Source organism: Tenacibaculum xiamenense, assembly GCF_964513065.1.
GTDB lineage: Bacteria > Bacteroidota > Bacteroidia > Flavobacteriales > Flavobacteriaceae > Polaribacter > Polaribacter xiamenense.
Genome location: NZ_CAZEQU010000014.1, coordinates 127,955 through 144,686, shown reverse-complemented (window position 1 = coordinate 144,686; position 16,732 = coordinate 127,955). Strand labels below are relative to the sequence as shown.

Below are 16,732 nucleotides of genomic sequence, written 5' to 3'. Positions count from 1 at the left end.
TCAAAGGTCTTTACAAACTAATTCAATGAAAAATATCACGGTATTATTTTTACTCTTTAGTATAACATTGTTTGCTCAAAGAGAAAATTATGGAGGCAAATCTCCTAAAGTAACCATTACTGGTAAAGTTTTAGAAAATAATAGCAATATTCCCCTAGAATATGCAACAATAGTTCTGACGAACCTTAAAAACAACAAAATCACTGGTGGAGTTACAAACACTACTGGAATATTCGAAATTCAAATCCCAAAAGGTTCTTATGCTATTAAAGTCGAGTATATTGGTTTTAAAACCAAAAAGTTACCAAACAAGGTATTTGCTAAAAACTCGAATCTAGGAACAATTCTACTGAGTGAAGATGCAGAGCAACTTAATGAAGTGGAGATCATAGCGGAAAAATCTACTGTTGAAATTCGTCTAGACAAAAAAATATACAACGTTGGTAAAGATATGACGGTCAAAGGTGGTAATGCTTCTGATGTACTAGATAATGTTCCCTCTGTAAATGTTGATGCTGAAGGTGCAGTAAGTTTAAGAGGAAACGAAAATGTGAGGATTCTTATTGATGGAAAACCTTCCGCTTTAGTTGGTCTTAATGGAACAGAAGCACTGAGGAATCTACCTGCTGATGCTATTGAAAAAGTAGAAGTAATCACCTCTCCATCTGCTCGCTATGATGCGGAAGGAACCGCAGGTATCCTAAATATTATTTTAAGAAAGGGTAAAATTACCGGTTTCAACGGTTCTATTAATGTTACAACCGGATATCCTGCTATGTTTCGCGTAGCTCCTAACCTAAATTATCGTACAAAAAAGTTCAATTTATTTTCAAACATCGGATACTCCTATAGAAAAGGACCAGGGAATTCGCAGAGTTACTTCACAAATCTTGAAAATGGTGTTGTGCAGAGTTATAGAAATGAGGATCGAGTTTTTGACAGAAAGAACAATAACTTTAATGGTTCATTAGGTCTTGAATATTATATTAACGACAATAGTTCAATAACAGGTTCTGTTTTCTATAGAGATTCTAATGGTGAAGATATTGCCACAAACATCACGACTAACTTTGATGCTAACAACGTACTAACTTCAACTGAAAACAGAGTTGAAAATGAAAACGAAGATGGTGTTGACAAACAGTTTTCTTTAAATTATACGAATAACTTTGACGGAAAAGGAAAAAAATTAATCGTTGATCTTCAATATGGAGATAGTGACGAAACCGAATTAGCACCTATTACCGAAAATGGAACATTGATTGAACAAAACTCACAAACAACAAAATCGGTTGATAAACTTCTACAGATAGATTATGTTCACCCTATTGGAGAAAACAGTCAATTCGAGCTTGGACACAAGTCAACATTACAAGACTTAAATTCAGACTTTAGAGTAAGAGATGCCAATGGAAATCCTTTTACTTTCGATCCTTCGAATGCGATTGATTTTAAACAGAATATTTATGCTTTCTATGGGCAATACGGAAATAAGATCGATAAATTCTCATACTTACTAGGATTGAGAACTGAAATTACTGATATCGATTTAAATGTACTTACAACAAATCAGGTTTCTGACAAAAATTATACTGAATGGTTCCCTACGGTAAATTTCGGTTATGAACTTAACGAAACGGATAATTTAACGTTAGGATATAGTAGGAGAATACGTAGACCAAGGTTTTGGTTTTTAAACCCTTTTGAATCTAGAAGTTCGGCAACAAATGTTTTTAGGGGTAATCCTGATATCGATCCAATGTTTACCAGTTCATTTGACCTGGGGTATACAACTAAAATTAAAAAATTGACATTAAACTCTTCCATATACTATCAATACTCTACTGATATTATTCAAATGGTATCCATTATCGAGGAACGAAATGGAACAAATGTATTTGTGCGCCAACCGACGAATTTAAACAATGAAAACCGATATGGTTTTGAACTTACAACCAACTATTCTCCTGCGAAATGGGCTAGATTGTCAGCTACTTTTAACTATTTTAAGTTTAAAACAGATGCTTTTACTTATGTAGCTACTGCATCTAATGGAGCACAAACAACAACTCAGTTAGAGGCGGTTAACAATAGTAGTTGGTTTACGAGATTTAATGCGAGAATAACCTTACCTGCAAAAGTTCAATGGCAAACCAGAATAATGTATCGTGGACCTCAAGAAGACGCTCAATCTGAAAGAAAAGGAATATTCTCTGCCGACCTCTCTTTTAGTAAAGATTTGTTCAAGGAAAAAGCAACATTAGTTTTTAATGTTAGAGATCTTTTAAACTCCAGAAAACGAGAAAGCATTACTTATAATGGCGATAGATTAAACCCAACAAGTATTGTTGATGGTTCATTTCAATGGAGAGAACGTCAAATTTCCTTGAGCTTCACTTATAGGTTTAATCAGAAAAAGAAACGAGAACGACCTCAGAGAGAATATGACGGAGGTGGTGAAGGTTTTGGCGGGTAAATTTTCGGCTTACCGAAGAAAATCTGTCGATTAAAGTATTTCGACCAAGAGAGTTGTTCTGTTAAACTTTAGTAACAACCATTTCAACTAACAATGTAAAATACTTTTAAAACATCTTTTAATTTTGAAGTATAGTTTGATTATTATAGTTTTATTTTTAAATAGTTGTTTAGTTAGTTTAAGAAGAAGCATTTTTAAAAAAATGCTTCTTTTTTTATTTAAACAGAATAAGATAAATATTATTCTTTATAAAGTGAAACTCCCCAAACAATTCCAAAAACAATCTATTAAAAGAGTCTAGTTATAATAGATTTCAGAACAAATCTGTAAGCAATTAATTCGATGCCTAAACAGGCAAAACAAGGTTATCTTATAAAAATCAACAACTTAACCACAGATACCTACAATACAACTAACAATTTATTCGTTACTTAATTAATAACATATCTTTAGAGTATAATTATAAATTTGATTTTAATTTTTAATAAATCATAGTTAGACAGATTCAAAGTTAGTATAAGAAGTATTCGCGGGGAGTACTTCTTTTTTTATTTACTTCTTTAAAAAAAATGTTATATCGCTTTTATTAAGCTTCATTCAATAGCATTTTTTTAATAAAAAAACTAAATTAAAATCAATCATATTCATATAGAAATACAAAGATGATATTTTATCTCTTAAACCAATACAATACTAGTAAATCCAAGACAAAACAACACTTTAACAGACTGCTCTTTTTTCAGTAAAGTTTAGCTTTTTTTTAAGTTTTATTTAATACTATTTTCTTCAACACAGTTTTACTTTTGTCGAGCATTATATCAATAGAAAAAATGAAGGGTTTCTAAAAAATATTAATGCGTAATTGTTTGATTCATGCCTCTCTGTTTTCACAGAGAGGTTTTTATTTTTACACTTATCTCCACTTTTAATTTGTTAGTAAGTTCTATTTTGTTTTCTGTCTATGTTTTTATGCTTTTTAACTAACTTTCTAGGAATGTATTGAGGGTTAAAGCTATCTTTATTTTAAAGATAAAAACTTTATCCTTTATTTTTCAATGTTTAGTTTGTTTTAAAGAATAAGAAGTATTTTTTTCAAAAAAAGATGCTTCTTATCTTTTTTTTATTCCCGTTCCAAAAACCTTTTTTTTATTTAAAATTATAAGTCTTTTATTAACATTTTTTGAAAGTAAAATGCATTACTTTTAGAAAAAAAATCAATGGACCTACTCAAAAAAATCACACTACAAAAGTTCTCAAATAATAGCGCTTTAAAAATGGGACTGAAAATTATAGATTTAGCTCGTGAGCGAAATCAAAAGATAGCTATAGAAATATGCAGATTAAACCATTCTATCTTCTTATATGTTGATGATACCTTACCTGCCGATAAACATAATTGGTTAAAACGAAAAGCCAATGTCGCAAAACACTTTGAAGAAAGTTCTTTGAGTGTAAAAAACGATTTAAAAAACGGGAATATGACTTTAGAAGGAACTTTTCAATTATCTAATAAAGATTATTTAGCAAAAGGGGGCTCTATTCCATTGTTTGTTGAAAATGCTGGAATGATTGGTACAATTACAGTGTCAGGTTTAAGCGATGTAGAAGATCATCAGATTATAATTGATTCGTTAAACTTATAAGCATAAATAACCTCAATATTTATTAACGACAATGGCAGAACTTTTTAAAAACATATACAATCAAAAATTTATAAATGAATTTTCTGAAATAGTTACAAAAGTTTCATTAAATTTTAATAAACAATCGTTTATTGACTCCATTTTTAATCAAGATTGGGATGACATGGAATTAAAGCAACGTATGCGTCATATTTCAGTTACTCTGAACAATCATCTTTCAAAGAATTTTAAGGACGACATAAATACAATTGTCAAAATCATTAATCATCTCGAAAAGCACGACATTAGAGAAACCTCTATAGAATATATGTTCTTTCCCGATTATATTGAAGTATTTGGAATTGACCATTACGATGTTTCTATCAAAGCTATAGAAAGAGTTACACAATTTACCAGTTGCGAGTTTGCGGTGCGCCCATTTATAATAAAATACAAGGATCAAATGATTCCACAGCTATTGTCTTGGGCATCGCACAAGCACCATATGGTGAGAAGATTAGCTACAGAAGGATGTCGTCCAAGATTACCTTGGGCCATGGCACTTCCTTTTTTAAAAGAAAATCCAATCCCTATACTTCCTATTCTCGAAAAACTTAAGAGTGACGTATCAGAAACAGTGAGACGCAGTGTAGCCAATAATCTAAATGACATTGCTAAAGATAACCCCGAAATTGTCATTGATATAGCGAAACGTTGGATAGGAAAATCAAAAGAACTTGACTGGGTTGTAAAGCATGGTTGTCGAACTCTTTTAAAGCAAGGAGAACCTCAAGTATTACAATTATTTGGTTTTGGCTCTGTAGAACATATTGAAATCCAGAAATTTAAAATCACTACTCCCTTAGTTAAGATTGGAGAGGCTCTAGAGTTCTCATTCTTGCTCAACAATAATAGTCAAACATCTGCTAAATTAAGGTTAGAATATGGTTTATATTATCAAAAGGCAAACGGCTCTCTATCAAGAAAAGTTTTTAAGATTAGTGAAAAAGAGTATGAGGCAAACAGTTCTACTAGCATAACTAGAAAACAGTCTTTTAAAATTATCACAACAAGAAAGTTTCATGTGGGACTTCATCAAGTTTCAATAATAATCAATGGTAATGAATTTGAAAAACATGATTTTCAATTAGTTAAATAGATACTATTCATTTCATTAATTATTGTCAGATAATTGAAAATAGATAAATCGAACACTACTTCTATCTCCATCACTATCAAAATCGCAAGCTATAATGGCTCTATCTTGCCAATAATAATAAACATCTTTTACAAAATAAAATGTAAATTTTCCATATGAAGATAATTGATTTAGGAAGTACTCAAAATTCAGTTTGAAAGATGTTAATTCTTTCTTGCCTCTCATTATCTGTGGCACTTTTAAATTTGAATCAAGAAATGGAGAAAACCGACCTATTATGGAGTCCATAGTAATTTCCTCTATGTTGTTATGCTTGTTATTTGATCCGTAAAAAATATCTATAAATTTTTTACAGAAACTTTTTTCTATTTCTTGGGACTTTTCCTTTAGAAAACGGTAGTGTTCTTTGAATTCTTGTTCTTGACAAAACTCTTCATATTCTTCTGACAATTCTTTTGAAAGCTTTCTAAAAGTTTCAAAGAGTAAGGTTTGGGATTTCTTACCTAGCTTGTAACTGGATTCAATTCCATCCAACTCGCTTTCTTCATCTATATCATTAATATACATGTCAAAAAAACCTAGATAAATTCCATAACGAGTTTCAACATATCCATTAACAAGATTCCAGTAATCATAGCATTCCAAATACTCTCTTAAACTTGAAGATTCAAAATACTCATCTACAAAGGTTTTAAAAGTTCTATCATTTCCTACCATAAAAACTATTAATTAAAGTATCAAATCCTTTTTTTATTTTTTCCATTCAGCTTAATCTCATTGAGTATTTGTTCAGCTTCCTCTATTTTGATTACTTGAGAACCTAAAAAAACTGAAGTTTCTCTATTCTTTTGCAAAAGAATTGGAGTAACTTTTTTCTGGATATTTACTTTTGTAAAACTTTGTATTCTACTATCATCCATATATGGTTTCAAAGCAAAGTTAAACTCTGAATATTGATCTGCAATATCTAAAAACTTCGAAACCATTATTAGATCGTATCCTGAATAGCCTGCAAACAAGATAAACACCCAATTACCTTCAGAGAACATCTTATGTGTTTCGCTTTCAATGGTATTTATAGTAAAAACGTTTTTGGGAATATTATCTATCTGCATACGGTAAGTATTTTCCTCTGAATTGTATGTCAATTTTATACGATTCTCCATTAATTAATGCGCTTCAAAACTTGTTAAATAATTTTAACTAATATTACTCCAAATCCCTGTTTTCTTTCGAAGCTGAGAAATTATCTTATTTAGTCTATCGTTTTCTGGTTTTGCTAAAGCAGGGTCGTCATTAATTGTTTCAATTGCAGTTTTTCTCGCTACATGTAATATTGGAGAATCCTTTACAACATCTGCTATTTTTAAATTCAACACCCCACTTTGTTGGGTCCCCATAATATTCCCTGGACCTCGAAGTTTTAAATCTACCTCAGCAATTTTAAATCCATCTGAGGTATCGACCATCGTTTTTAATCTGGTTTTACCATCAGATGACAGTTTATAACTAGACAATAAAATACAAAAGCTTTGCTCTGCTCCTCTCCCTACTCTTCCTCTTAACTGATGTAATTGACTCAATCCAAAACGTTCAGCACTTTCAATCACCATTACAGAAGCATTTGGAACATTCACTCCTACTTCTATTACCGTTGTAGCCACCATTATTTGTGTTTCACCTTTTACAAACCGATCCATTTCATAATCTTTATCAGCTGGTTTCATTTGTCCATGAACAATACTAATTTGATATTTTGGACTAGGAAATTCTCTGGCTATACTTTCATAACCATCCATTAGATCCTTATAGTCCATAGCCTCAGATTCTTGAATTAACGGATACACAACGTACACTTGTCTCCCCTTCTCTATTTCATCTTTTAAGAATTTGAAAACTCCCAATCTGTGGCTGTCATAACGATGTACTGTTTTAATTTCTTTTCTTCCAGGAGGTAATTCATCAATTACAGAAACATCTAAATCTCCGTAAACAGACATTGCTAAAGTTCTAGGAATAGGCGTCGCTGTCATGACCAAAATATGTGGCGGGACTAATTCTTCTCCCTCAACTTGCCTTCCTTTTTTCCATAAACGAGAACGCTGTTCTACACCAAAACGATGCTGCTCATCAATAATGGCAATTCCTAGATTGTTAAACTGTACTTTATCTTCCAAAATAGCATGAGTTCCAATGAGAATATGCAAACTCCCTTCTTCTAAACCTGCATGAATTTCACGGCGTTTTTTTGTTTTGGTTGAACCTGTTAACAAATCAACCTTGATGGATGTGTTTTCAAGTAACTGAGCTATTCCATTATAATGCTGTATGGCTAAAATTTCTGTAGGGGCCATTATCGTTGCCTGATACCCATTGTCAATTGACAAAAGCATTGTTAACAATGCCACAATCGTTTTTCCAGATCCAACATCTCCTTGTAACAATCGATTCATATGAGCACCAGAACCGACATCTTTCCGAATTTCCTTTAAAACTCTTTTCTGGGCATTGGTTAAACTAAATGGTAAGTGATTTGAATAGAACTCCGTGAATTTTTCACCAACCTCTCCAAAAACAAATCCTTTTAATTTTGATTTTCGAATGAGTTTTTTCTGAAGTAATTGCAACTGTATAAAAAACAATTCCTCAAACTTCAAACGATACTGAGCTTTTGCTAACAATTCCTGGCTTTTCGGAAAGTGTATATTCAGTAGTGACTCCTTCTTGGCTATCAATTCATGCTTATCGATTAAATATTGCGGTAAACTCTCTTCAATAGTACTAAAAAACTGTTGAAACAAGTTCATCATCATTCCCCTCACGACCTTATTGGTAATCCCTTTATTCGATAACTTTTCAGTAGAAGGATATACAGGCTGCATCGCCATTTGAAGCTTACTTTTGTAAGCCTGTACTGTTTCCATTTCAGGATGTGGCATACTAGCTTTTCCTCCGTACCAATTTAATTTCCCATAAATCACATATGGAACATTAACTTTTAAATTGTCTTTTATCCATTTAGCACCTTTAAACCAAACGAGTTCCATAGTTCCAGTGCTGTCAGAAAATATCGCTACCAATCGACTCCCTCTTTTCTGCTTTACCGTTTTAATCCCCGTAATTTTTCCAACAATTTGAACTTCAGAAGAGTTTTGTTGTAATTGGTTAATTGTATAAAACTGTGTTTTGTCAACGTAACGAAACGGGAAAAGATGTAATAAATCTCGACAAGTTTTAACACCTAATTCCGAATACAATAATTCAGCTCTAGCAACACTTACTCCCTTTATGTATGTAACTGGACTGTTTAAGTTCATCTTTTATTACTCCTGTCTTGTATCTAATTTTAGTTCCTTCCCTTCCCAAATAAATTCTTTCGTTTCAATTGTTTTTTTCTCATGTAGGATCTCATTATTAAATGTTTCTCCTTCTTCTCTAGAAAAAATAATCTTCCCTGTACTACCTCCCTCTTCATTTGGAAAAGTTATTGTTTCTTCTAACCAATAAACATCAGCATTAAAAACATGTGATACCTCAACTGCCTTTATCAGGGAATCACCATCATTAAAAAAATAAACACCACCACCTTCTTCACCACAAGCCTCTGCCATATAATCTATATAAATCATATTCTTAATTCCCTCTACACCTTTGTTGGAATAGGTTTTTACCGAAAATGTAGAATTCGCTAATTGATGAGTTGTTTCAATATACTCAGAACTATTTCCTTGGACTGCCCTTAAAACCGTAAACGATTTTTCTTCATTAAGCTTCAACTGGACCAGATAGGTCCAATTATCAACCTTCTTACTATCCAATGCTAATAAACCTCCTACCACATATCCTTCTTGATTGTTTGTTGTCTTAACTTTATACCAAGGATTTTCAATTCCATTGTAAAAAAAGGTTTTAGTTGTCTTTTCTAGTACCGTTAGCTTTGAAAGAATTGGTAAAAGTTCTAAGGTTTTTGAAGTTGTATTAGGTTCGCTTCTTAGTTTCACATCATTCCCAAATAAAACAACTTTATCATTGAGTGAAAACTCTATAGCTTCGTGTATATATTCTTCTTGAGCTCTTATATTCGAAGAGATTAACCCAAGAAATAAAAAAAATATCGTCAAATTTTTCATTGGAAGTTTGTTCTATTTTTTCACAATACAATCTTAAGAGACTTGTCTTTAACAAACTACAAGATGTTCGTCCTTCAATCTATCTGAATTTATTGACATATTAAATTAAGACAGTTCCTATTAACGAAAATACAAAAAACCACTAAAATCAACTATCTTTGCAGCCTTAAATTCAATCAATGAGATTACATAGGAACTTGGTTTTCGCGGTTATTGATAGTTTACGCGATATTTTTAATGAGGATGTTTATGCCGACAAAGCTGTGGAGTTAGCTTTGAAAAGAGATAAACGCTGGGGAGCTAGAGATAGAAAGTTTGTAGCAGAAACTATTTATGATATTGTTCGTTGGAAACGTTTGTATGCTGAAATAGCCAATGTTAAGGAACCATATTCAAGACCTGATTTATGGAGAATGTTTGCTGTATGGTGTGTGTTGAGAGGAATTCAATTACCTGATTGGAATCAAATTGAACCAACTCCTACTCGAAGAATTAAAGGAAAATTTGATGAACTTTTGAAAATTAGAAAATTCAGAGAATCGATTCCTGATTGGATTGATGAGATTGGTCTACAAGAATTAGGGGAAGATGTTTGGACAAAAGAGATTTCCGCTCTAAACAAACAAGCAGAAGTTATTTTAAGAACCAATACTCTTAATATTACCAAAGATAAACTTCAAAAGGTTCTAGCAACTGAAAATATCAATGCCGTTCCTATTAAAGGGTATGATGATGCTTTAAAACTAGTGGAACGTGCGAACGTTTTTAAAACGGAGGCTTTCAAAAAAGGATATTTTGAAGTTCAAGATGCTTCTTCTCAATTAGTAGCAAAATATTTAGATGTTCAACCAGGAATGAAAGTGGTTGATACTTGTGCTGGCGCTGGTGGAAAAACATTGCACTTGGCTTCTTTGATGCAAAATAAAGGGCAAATTATAGCTATGGATATTTACGAAAGTAAATTAAAGAAGTTAAAGGTACGTGCTAGAAGAAACGGAGTTCATAATATTGATACCAAAGTTATTGATTCAACGAAAGTGATCAAGAAACTTCATGATAAAGCTGATCGTGTATTGATCGATGCTCCATGTTCTGGATTAGGTGTTATTAGAAGAAATCCTGATAGTAAATGGAAGCTTGAGCCTTCATTTTTAGATAGAATTAGAGGCATTCAACAAGAAGTGTTGGCTAAGTATTCAAAAATGGTTAAACCAGGAGGGAAACTTGTTTATGCTACGTGCTCTGTATTACCATCAGAAAACCAGCAACAAGTTGAGTTATTTTTGGCTTCAGATGAAGGTAAAGATTTTTCTTTTGTAAGTGATAAAAAGGTTTTAGCTCATAAATCCGGATACGACGGGTTTTATATGGCACTACTTGAAAGAAAATAATTGAGAGATTTTATGAATCTATCCTTTCCTTAAAGACATAACCTACTTACTTCAAGTAATTTTCGCAAGTATTTAAAAGATTAGGTTATTAAATAATCACAAAAAAAGGCTCAAAATGAATAATTTGAGCCTTCTTCAATCAACTATTAAAAACTAACTAATCACCAACTGTTATTGTTAAGTAATCAATTATAAGACGACCAAATAACAAGTCAGTTACAGTAATTGTTTGAGTTTAACAGTATTTTAAGATAACTATTTAATTTTGAGCTTTTGTCCCAAGTAAATAGTATTGTTTTCGATATTGTTTTTACGTTTTAATTCAGTTATGGGTAAATTATATTGTTTTGAAATGCTATATAAAGTTTCACCTTCTCCAACCTTATGAATTGTGTATTTTGACATCCCTAGTTTTTCGAAGAATTCTTGCTTTTCTTCCTGATTGGCTGCATACCCCAAAACAACTTCAGTTCCCACATTAAGTTCATCAAAATTACTCATACTATTGAGTTTATAAAGAGTACCTAACGATAATTCGTATTGTCGTGCAATATTACTTAGGTTTTCTCCTTCTTTAACAATATGAATAATAGTTGGATCAAATTCCTCGACATTCTTATTTTCTTCAGCTGCTTTCTTAGGAAAAGTATTAGACACTTCACCTGTTACCAAATTCATATAAGCCGTTTTTTTATTGAGTATAATTTTATCCCAACCTTTAGGTAGCTGTTTTTCTTGTCCGTGTAGTAACAACTGGTTAAAAACCAATAATGTTAGTAGTATAAAATATTTCATGATTCCCCTAATAAGTTATTCAAATTTACGAATCTTTTTAATTAAAACGAATTAAAAACATGAATAACAAACACTTAAAAACCAGAACTATAAAAAAATCCTGTCTAACTTTTGTTAGACAGGACCAGAACAAGGTTAAAAGAATCACTATTCAGCTTTTACAAATTTTCCTTCGTATTTTACTTGTCCATAATGAACTACATAGAAATATAGTCCCTTTCTTAAAGAACTTACATCATATGTAATACTTCCATTATTTGAGTTAACATTCGAATTTATTACTTGTACACCACTGATATTATATACCTCTAATTGAACTTCAACACTTCCAGCAATTGCGCTAGATTCTTTCGAATTCAAAAGAGTTAATTTACTTAATACAGGATTTGGATAAACTTCAAGTTTGTTACCTACTACCGGAGCTGTACATGTTCCAACTTTAGTCCAGGCATGATCCCAGTACATTCCTGTTCCAGGAGCATAAGCCCAACCAGATGCTGATGAACACCAACCTGCTACTTTACAGCTATATTTTGCTCCTTGATTTTGAACTTCTTGATTTTGTTGATATGAAGTTCCAGCTACATACTGAACTACACCTGCACAACCTCCAGTTGTTCCAGATTTAACAGTTACTACAACATTTACCGAAGTTGTTGAAGCTCCTTTATCATCAGTTGCTTTTGCTGTTAAGTTATACTCTCCTTCTGGAGCATTAGCTATACTGTAAGCATAAGGTGCTGATAAATCTTCACCTAGTTTTGTAGCCCCATTATAGAATTCTACCTTAGCTACAGTTCCATCACTATCAGACGCACTTGCTTGAATATTAATAGTTGCTCCATTATCTAGTGTTGTTCCAGTTACTGGAGAATCTATTTTTACTTTCGGAGGCTTATTGGTTCCTGATCCTCCGTCACATGGTCCAATTTCTTCCCAAACTTGCCAAGGACCTGAGTTAGTGCTTGGATTTTGGTTTCTAGACCACCATCTATTTCTATAATGAATATTATTGTGTTTTACATCTGTTCCTGTAGGGTAAGCTTCAGAAGGCGACCATACTGGATATTTATCACATGGCCCCGTTGAATCTTTTGTTACATCTATTTCAACAGCTGCAGAAGTTGTTGAAGCTCCTAAATCATCAGTTGCCTTTACCGTAAACGAATACTTACCAACTGTTAATCCATTTACAACATAATTATATGGTGAAGCTGTTACTTCTCCTAATTTTGTTGCTCCTTTGAAAAATTCTACTTTTGCGATAGTACCATCTACGTCAGTGGCTTTAGCCTCAATAGTTACTGCTGTTCCTTCAACAAATGAATCTCCGTTTTTAGGAGAGGTAATCGATGCTTCAGGAGCAACATTTTGCGTTCCATCCTTAACTGTTACTTTTACCACTGTAGAAGTAGTTGAAGCTCCTTCGTTATCGGTTGCTTTGGCCGTAAAATTGTAAGTACCAACTTGAGCATTCGTTATTACATGTGAATAAGGACTCGTAGTATCTTCACTTAACTTAGTTGCTCCGTTGAAAAACTCAACCTTAGTTACAGTACCATTACTGTCCGATGCATTTGCTTTTACTGTAATAGTATCTCCTACTTGAAAAACAGCATTATTTAAAGGATCAGTTATACTAACAGTTGGAGCAACATTTCCTCCCCCGTTTCCATTTGCGAAAACATCGTTGATTTTATTTACTAGTGGCGATTTTACATTTGACCACTTTTTTAACTTAGTACCATATGAGGTAACACTTCCTCCGAATTCAAGGTCTCCATAAACAGTCCAAACAATTGTTCCTCCTAAAGAATTGTCGTTGATAAACTGTGCTTTAATTCCTATAGACTCCTCATCGTCATAACTTAAAAAGTAATTTCCTTTAACTAAGTATGGTACTTTTGCTTCATTATCCCATTTTCTTGTCCATCCACTATTAGGAGATAGAGCTTTTTGTTTAATGAAGAAATAATTAGGTGTACCATCATACACTTCTTTTTTCCAATTAGTGTAATCTGCTGCTGTAACGATAGGTCCATCAGGCTGTACTGTTTCATTACGCTTTACTGTTTTTACATTTAAATCCGCAGGTCCATCAGTTACGACACCTCTTCCGTAAAAAGGAGATCCCATACAAATTTTACCTTTAGGAACTCCTAATTGGTTTAATTTCTGTAATGTAGATTGCCAGTTAAAAAATGGTACTTCAGCATCAGTGTAAGGATAAATTGGAGCATTATGTCCAGCCTTGTTTGACCATCCTCCGTTGAAATCGTAGGTCATCATGTTAAAGTAATCCATCGAATTTACTAAACGTCCCCAGTTAAAACCGTCTAGTTTTCTTGGATCAGCTGAAAAACACGAAGTAATTAATTTATCTGGTCCGATAGCCGCTCTAATTTCTTCTACTAAAATTTCGAAGTTTGCAAAATCTTCTGGAGTACCCGTGAAGTTCATTCCAGAATAAGGCCCAGGATATTCCCAATCAAGATCAATTCCATCAAAACCTGTAGCAATTAACTTTTTACAGTCTTCAATAAATCTTGCTCTTTTCACTGGATCGGCAGCCATTTCAGGGAAGTGCTTACACATACTCCATCCCCCAATTGAAGCCATTACTTTAACTCCATTTTGATGAGCTAACTCTAATAAACCTGGAGCTCCAGTTTCCTTGTGCAATGGTAACGGTAAACCTCCACTTAATCCCCAAGTAGGTTGTGTCCATGATGTTCCGTTAACCGCTACTTGAAATCCTTGAGCTTCCGCTCTTCTTTTCGCCTCTTCGTTTATGTATTGAAGTGGTTCAATTTCTCCAAATAGGATGTGTAAATCCCAGCTACTGTAGATGTCTTTAAAAAAGATATCTTTAGGTTCTTGTGAAACACCATCTTTATAAATACTTTTATTTCGATGATCTCCACTGTGTAATGATCCGTCTCTTGCTACACCAAAGAATGAATAATTCAAAATAGTGTACTTAGAGTAATCAATGTTTAAATGGGTTAAAGCTCCGGCGCCGGGTACACCTGCTCTATTGTTTTTCCAAGCATCCCAATTGGTAATGTATCCAATTACTTGCTTTTGATGGTTTGCAGTGGTGGCATTTCCACCAGTGTTGACTTGCGCGTACAAACACGCTGTTAGGAAAAAGAATGCTATAAACATCCTTTTTCGGATAAGTAAGAAGGGTTTCATAAATATATAATTTAGTTGATTATGAAATTCCTAATTATTGCATGAGTCTTAAAAAAAAATCGACAAACAACACGAAATTAACAACCTAAAACAGCCTTTACCACATAAAGGTTAATCTCTCGTAATGATGTTATTTTGAATAATAAAATGATAAAAAAACTCGAATTTATAGAAGGATAAAGCCTATTTATTGAATGAAGTGAATATATCTCCTTTTATTTTGGGTAATTCGTACTTTTTCATAACCGATACCGTTCGAATAATGATGATAACTGTAGCAGATATCACAAACTGTAAATCGTTGTTAATGCTTATATTTTCTAATAGCAAATAGATAACTCCTCCAGATAAACATGCAGATGCATAGATTTCTTTTTTGAAGATTAGAGGAACCTTTCTAGTTAATACGTCTCTTATAACTCCTCCAAAGACAGCAGAAACCATTCCCATAACCAAAGCTAGAAAAGGATGCAAATTATACGCCAATCCTTTCTGTAGCCCAAGTAATGTAAACACACTAATTCCAATGGTATCAAATAAAAACATAGTTTTACGTAATGGCGCTATTTTCGATTTAAATAAAAAAGTAAATACTACCGCCAACAGGATTGTCCAAATGTAATTAATGTCTCCCATCCAATTTATAGGATGAGCATTGATTAAAACATCTCTTAGCATTCCTCCTCCAACAGCGGTAACGAAAGCTATAATGACCACACCAAAAACATCAAATTCTTTTTTAATGGCAACCAAAGCTCCACTAATTGCAAAAGCGAAGGTTCCAATAATATCGATGGTATAGATTATACTCATTTTAGATTGAAATTTCCGAAATTCTTATTTGTAACTGTCTTTCTATTTCTCTAACGCGCTCTCTTTCGTTATTTAAAGATAAAACTAAAGAAACACCTGTTTTCCCTGCACGTGCAGTTCTTCCACTTCGATGGGTATAATACTCTAGTTTTTCAGGAAGTTGATGATGAACGACAAATCCTAAGTTTTTAACATCAATTCCTCTAGCTGCAACATCAGTAGAAATCAGAACTTGTACATTTTCATTTTTAAATGCTCTCATCACTTTATCACGTTCTTTCTGCTGCATATCACCTTCCAATGCTTCAACTGAAAAACCTTCCGATTTTAACTCTTTCGCTAACTTTTGAGCTCCTGCTTTTGTTTTGGTAAATACAATTCCCCTTTCCGAATTTCTTTTTTCAAGAAATCGAACGATAACATCTAATTTTTCAGGAATTGTGGTTTCTGTAAATTGATGAATAATGTTTGCATTTACCAAAGAGTTCTTATTGACTTCAATTTGTTTAGCCGAAGCCGACATGTATTTTTTAATGATGTTCCTTATTTCAGAAGGCATCGTTGCTGAAAACAACCATGTTTTTCTTCCTCCAGAAGTATATTTTAAAATACGATTTAACTCCTCTTTAAATCCCATGCTAAGCATTTCATCTGCTTCATCTAGAATTAAAGTTTCTATATTGTTTAAATCAACCTCTCCTCTTTCTACTAGATCAATCAATCTACCTGGAGTAGCTATAATAATATGAGTTGTTCTTTTTAAATTCTTTATTTGACGATCGATTTTTTCTCCACCAAAAACAGCTTCTAAAAATATTCTATCATCTACATATTTGGTAAACTTAAAAAGCTGCTTTTTTATTTGCTGAACTAACTCTCTCGTAGGAGATAATATTAAAGCTTGTATTGTTTTTTTTGAAGCATCAATTTTGTGTAAAACTGGTAAACCATAAGCTGCGGTTTTACCTGTACCTGTTTGAGCTAAACCAATAAAATCAGAATGATTGTTTAACAAATAAGGAATTGCTTCTTCTTGAACTTGCGTTGGATTTTTTATACCCAATTCATTCAATCCTTTAATGTAATCCTTTCGTACTCCTAATTCTCTAAATGTTGTCATCCCAATTTGTTTATGCGCGCAAAGATAT

At 32.8% G+C, this 16,732-nt stretch carries 12 protein-coding genes; 4 read left to right on the top strand and 8 right to left on the bottom strand.

Features of this window, described 5'->3' with window-relative positions:
- Window positions 1-25 precede the first annotated feature (25 nt).
- From ACKTTV_RS05880 to ACKTTV_RS05870, 3 genes are all read left to right on the top strand, one after another.
- Window positions 26-2,476: a TonB-dependent receptor domain-containing protein gene (locus ACKTTV_RS05880; RefSeq protein WP_408029892.1), complete on the top strand. Its 2,451-nt coding sequence runs from the start codon at window positions 26-28 to the stop codon at window positions 2,474-2,476.
- Window positions 2,477-3,693: 1,217 nt separating this feature from the next.
- A complete protein-coding gene (locus ACKTTV_RS05875; RefSeq protein ID WP_408029891.1) occupies window positions 3,694-4,119 on the top strand; it encodes a heme-degrading domain-containing protein in 426 nt (141 codons plus the stop codon).
- Window positions 4,120-4,150: 31 nt separating this feature from the next.
- Window positions 4,151-5,257 (top strand): DNA alkylation repair protein, encoded by a 1,107-nt coding sequence (locus ACKTTV_RS05870; protein WP_408029890.1) that lies wholly within the window; start codon window positions 4,151-4,153, stop codon window positions 5,255-5,257.
- 15 nt (window positions 5,258-5,272) lie between these two features.
- Here ACKTTV_RS05870 and ACKTTV_RS05865 read toward each other — a convergent pair whose 3' ends face one another.
- The 4 genes from ACKTTV_RS05865 to ACKTTV_RS05850 are packed head-to-tail and all read right to left on the bottom strand — an operon-like array spanning window position 5,273 to window position 9,387.
- Window positions 5,273-5,974 carry a hypothetical protein gene (locus tag ACKTTV_RS05865; protein ID WP_408029889.1) on the bottom strand — a complete coding sequence of 234 codons (702 nt, stop codon included), beginning with the start codon at window positions 5,972-5,974 and terminating at the stop codon, window positions 5,273-5,275.
- A gap of 20 nt (window positions 5,975-5,994) precedes the next feature.
- Window positions 5,995-6,423, bottom strand: coding sequence for a hypothetical protein (locus tag ACKTTV_RS05860; protein ID WP_408029888.1), 429 nt, complete (start codon window positions 6,421-6,423; stop codon window positions 5,995-5,997).
- A gap of 33 nt (window positions 6,424-6,456) precedes the next feature.
- Window positions 6,457-8,574, bottom strand: a complete 2,118-nt coding sequence (recG, locus tag ACKTTV_RS05855; RefSeq protein ID WP_408029887.1) for an ATP-dependent DNA helicase RecG — start codon at window positions 8,572-8,574, stop codon at window positions 6,457-6,459.
- Window positions 8,575-8,580: 6 nt separating this feature from the next.
- Window positions 8,581-9,387 (bottom strand): SH3 domain-containing protein, encoded by an 807-nt coding sequence (locus ACKTTV_RS05850; RefSeq protein ID WP_408029886.1) that lies wholly within the window; start codon window positions 9,385-9,387, stop codon window positions 8,581-8,583.
- A 179-nt stretch (window positions 9,388-9,566) separates the two neighbouring features.
- Here ACKTTV_RS05850 and ACKTTV_RS05845 point away from each other — a divergent pair, with 179 nt between their 5' ends.
- On the top strand, window positions 9,567-10,778 hold the full coding sequence (locus ACKTTV_RS05845; protein ID WP_408029885.1) for an RsmB/NOP family class I SAM-dependent RNA methyltransferase: 1,212 nt from the start codon (window positions 9,567-9,569) through the stop codon (window positions 10,776-10,778).
- A 255-nt stretch (window positions 10,779-11,033) separates the two neighbouring features.
- Here ACKTTV_RS05845 and ACKTTV_RS05840 read toward each other — a convergent pair whose 3' ends face one another.
- From ACKTTV_RS05840 to ACKTTV_RS05825, 4 genes are all read right to left on the bottom strand, one after another.
- Window positions 11,034-11,573, bottom strand: coding sequence for a LysM peptidoglycan-binding domain-containing protein (locus ACKTTV_RS05840; protein ID WP_408029884.1), 540 nt, complete (start codon window positions 11,571-11,573; stop codon window positions 11,034-11,036).
- Between the two features lie 147 nt (window positions 11,574-11,720).
- The gene (locus tag ACKTTV_RS05835; protein ID WP_408029883.1) at window positions 11,721-14,771 is read right to left on the bottom strand and encodes a glycosyl hydrolase family 18 protein; all 3,051 of its coding nucleotides are present in this window, start codon (window positions 14,769-14,771) and stop codon (window positions 11,721-11,723) included.
- Between the two features lie 183 nt (window positions 14,772-14,954).
- Window positions 14,955-15,584 (bottom strand): trimeric intracellular cation channel family protein, encoded by a 630-nt coding sequence (locus ACKTTV_RS05830; RefSeq protein WP_408029882.1) that lies wholly within the window; start codon window positions 15,582-15,584, stop codon window positions 14,955-14,957.
- A gap of 1 nt (window position 15,585) precedes the next feature.
- A complete protein-coding gene (locus ACKTTV_RS05825) occupies window positions 15,586-16,704 on the bottom strand; it encodes a DEAD/DEAH box helicase (protein WP_408029881.1) in 1,119 nt (372 codons plus the stop codon).
- Between the last annotated feature and the right edge of the window lie 28 nt (window positions 16,705-16,732).

What these genes read in the sequence shown, in the direction of transcription:
- ACKTTV_RS05825 (WP_408029881.1), bottom strand. Translation starts at nt 16,704, where the DNA reads ATGACAACATTTAGAGAATTAGGAGTACGAAAGGATTACATTAAAGGA.
- ACKTTV_RS05830 (WP_408029882.1), bottom strand. Translation starts at nt 15,584, where the DNA reads ATGAGTATAATCTATACCATCGATATTATTGGAACCTTCGCTTTTGCA.
- ACKTTV_RS05845 (WP_408029885.1), top strand. Translation starts at nt 9,567, where the DNA reads ATGAGATTACATAGGAACTTGGTTTTCGCGGTTATTGATAGTTTACGC.
- ACKTTV_RS05870 (WP_408029890.1), top strand. Translation starts at nt 4,151, where the DNA reads ATGGCAGAACTTTTTAAAAACATATACAATCAAAAATTTATAAATGAA.
- recG (WP_408029887.1), bottom strand. Translation starts at nt 8,574, where the DNA reads ATGAACTTAAACAGTCCAGTTACATACATAAAGGGAGTAAGTGTTGCT.
- ACKTTV_RS05875 (WP_408029891.1), top strand. Translation starts at nt 3,694, where the DNA reads ATGGACCTACTCAAAAAAATCACACTACAAAAGTTCTCAAATAATAGC.
- ACKTTV_RS05835 (WP_408029883.1), bottom strand. Translation starts at nt 14,771, where the DNA reads ATGAAACCCTTCTTACTTATCCGAAAAAGGATGTTTATAGCATTCTTT.
- ACKTTV_RS05850 (WP_408029886.1), bottom strand. Translation starts at nt 9,387, where the DNA reads ATGAAAAATTTGACGATATTTTTTTTATTTCTTGGGTTAATCTCTTCG.
- ACKTTV_RS05860 (WP_408029888.1), bottom strand. Translation starts at nt 6,423, where the DNA reads ATGGAGAATCGTATAAAATTGACATACAATTCAGAGGAAAATACTTAC.
- ACKTTV_RS05880 (WP_408029892.1), top strand. Translation starts at nt 26, where the DNA reads ATGAAAAATATCACGGTATTATTTTTACTCTTTAGTATAACATTGTTT.
- ACKTTV_RS05840 (WP_408029884.1), bottom strand. Translation starts at nt 11,573, where the DNA reads ATGAAATATTTTATACTACTAACATTATTGGTTTTTAACCAGTTGTTA.
- ACKTTV_RS05865 (WP_408029889.1), bottom strand. Translation starts at nt 5,974, where the DNA reads ATGGTAGGAAATGATAGAACTTTTAAAACCTTTGTAGATGAGTATTTT.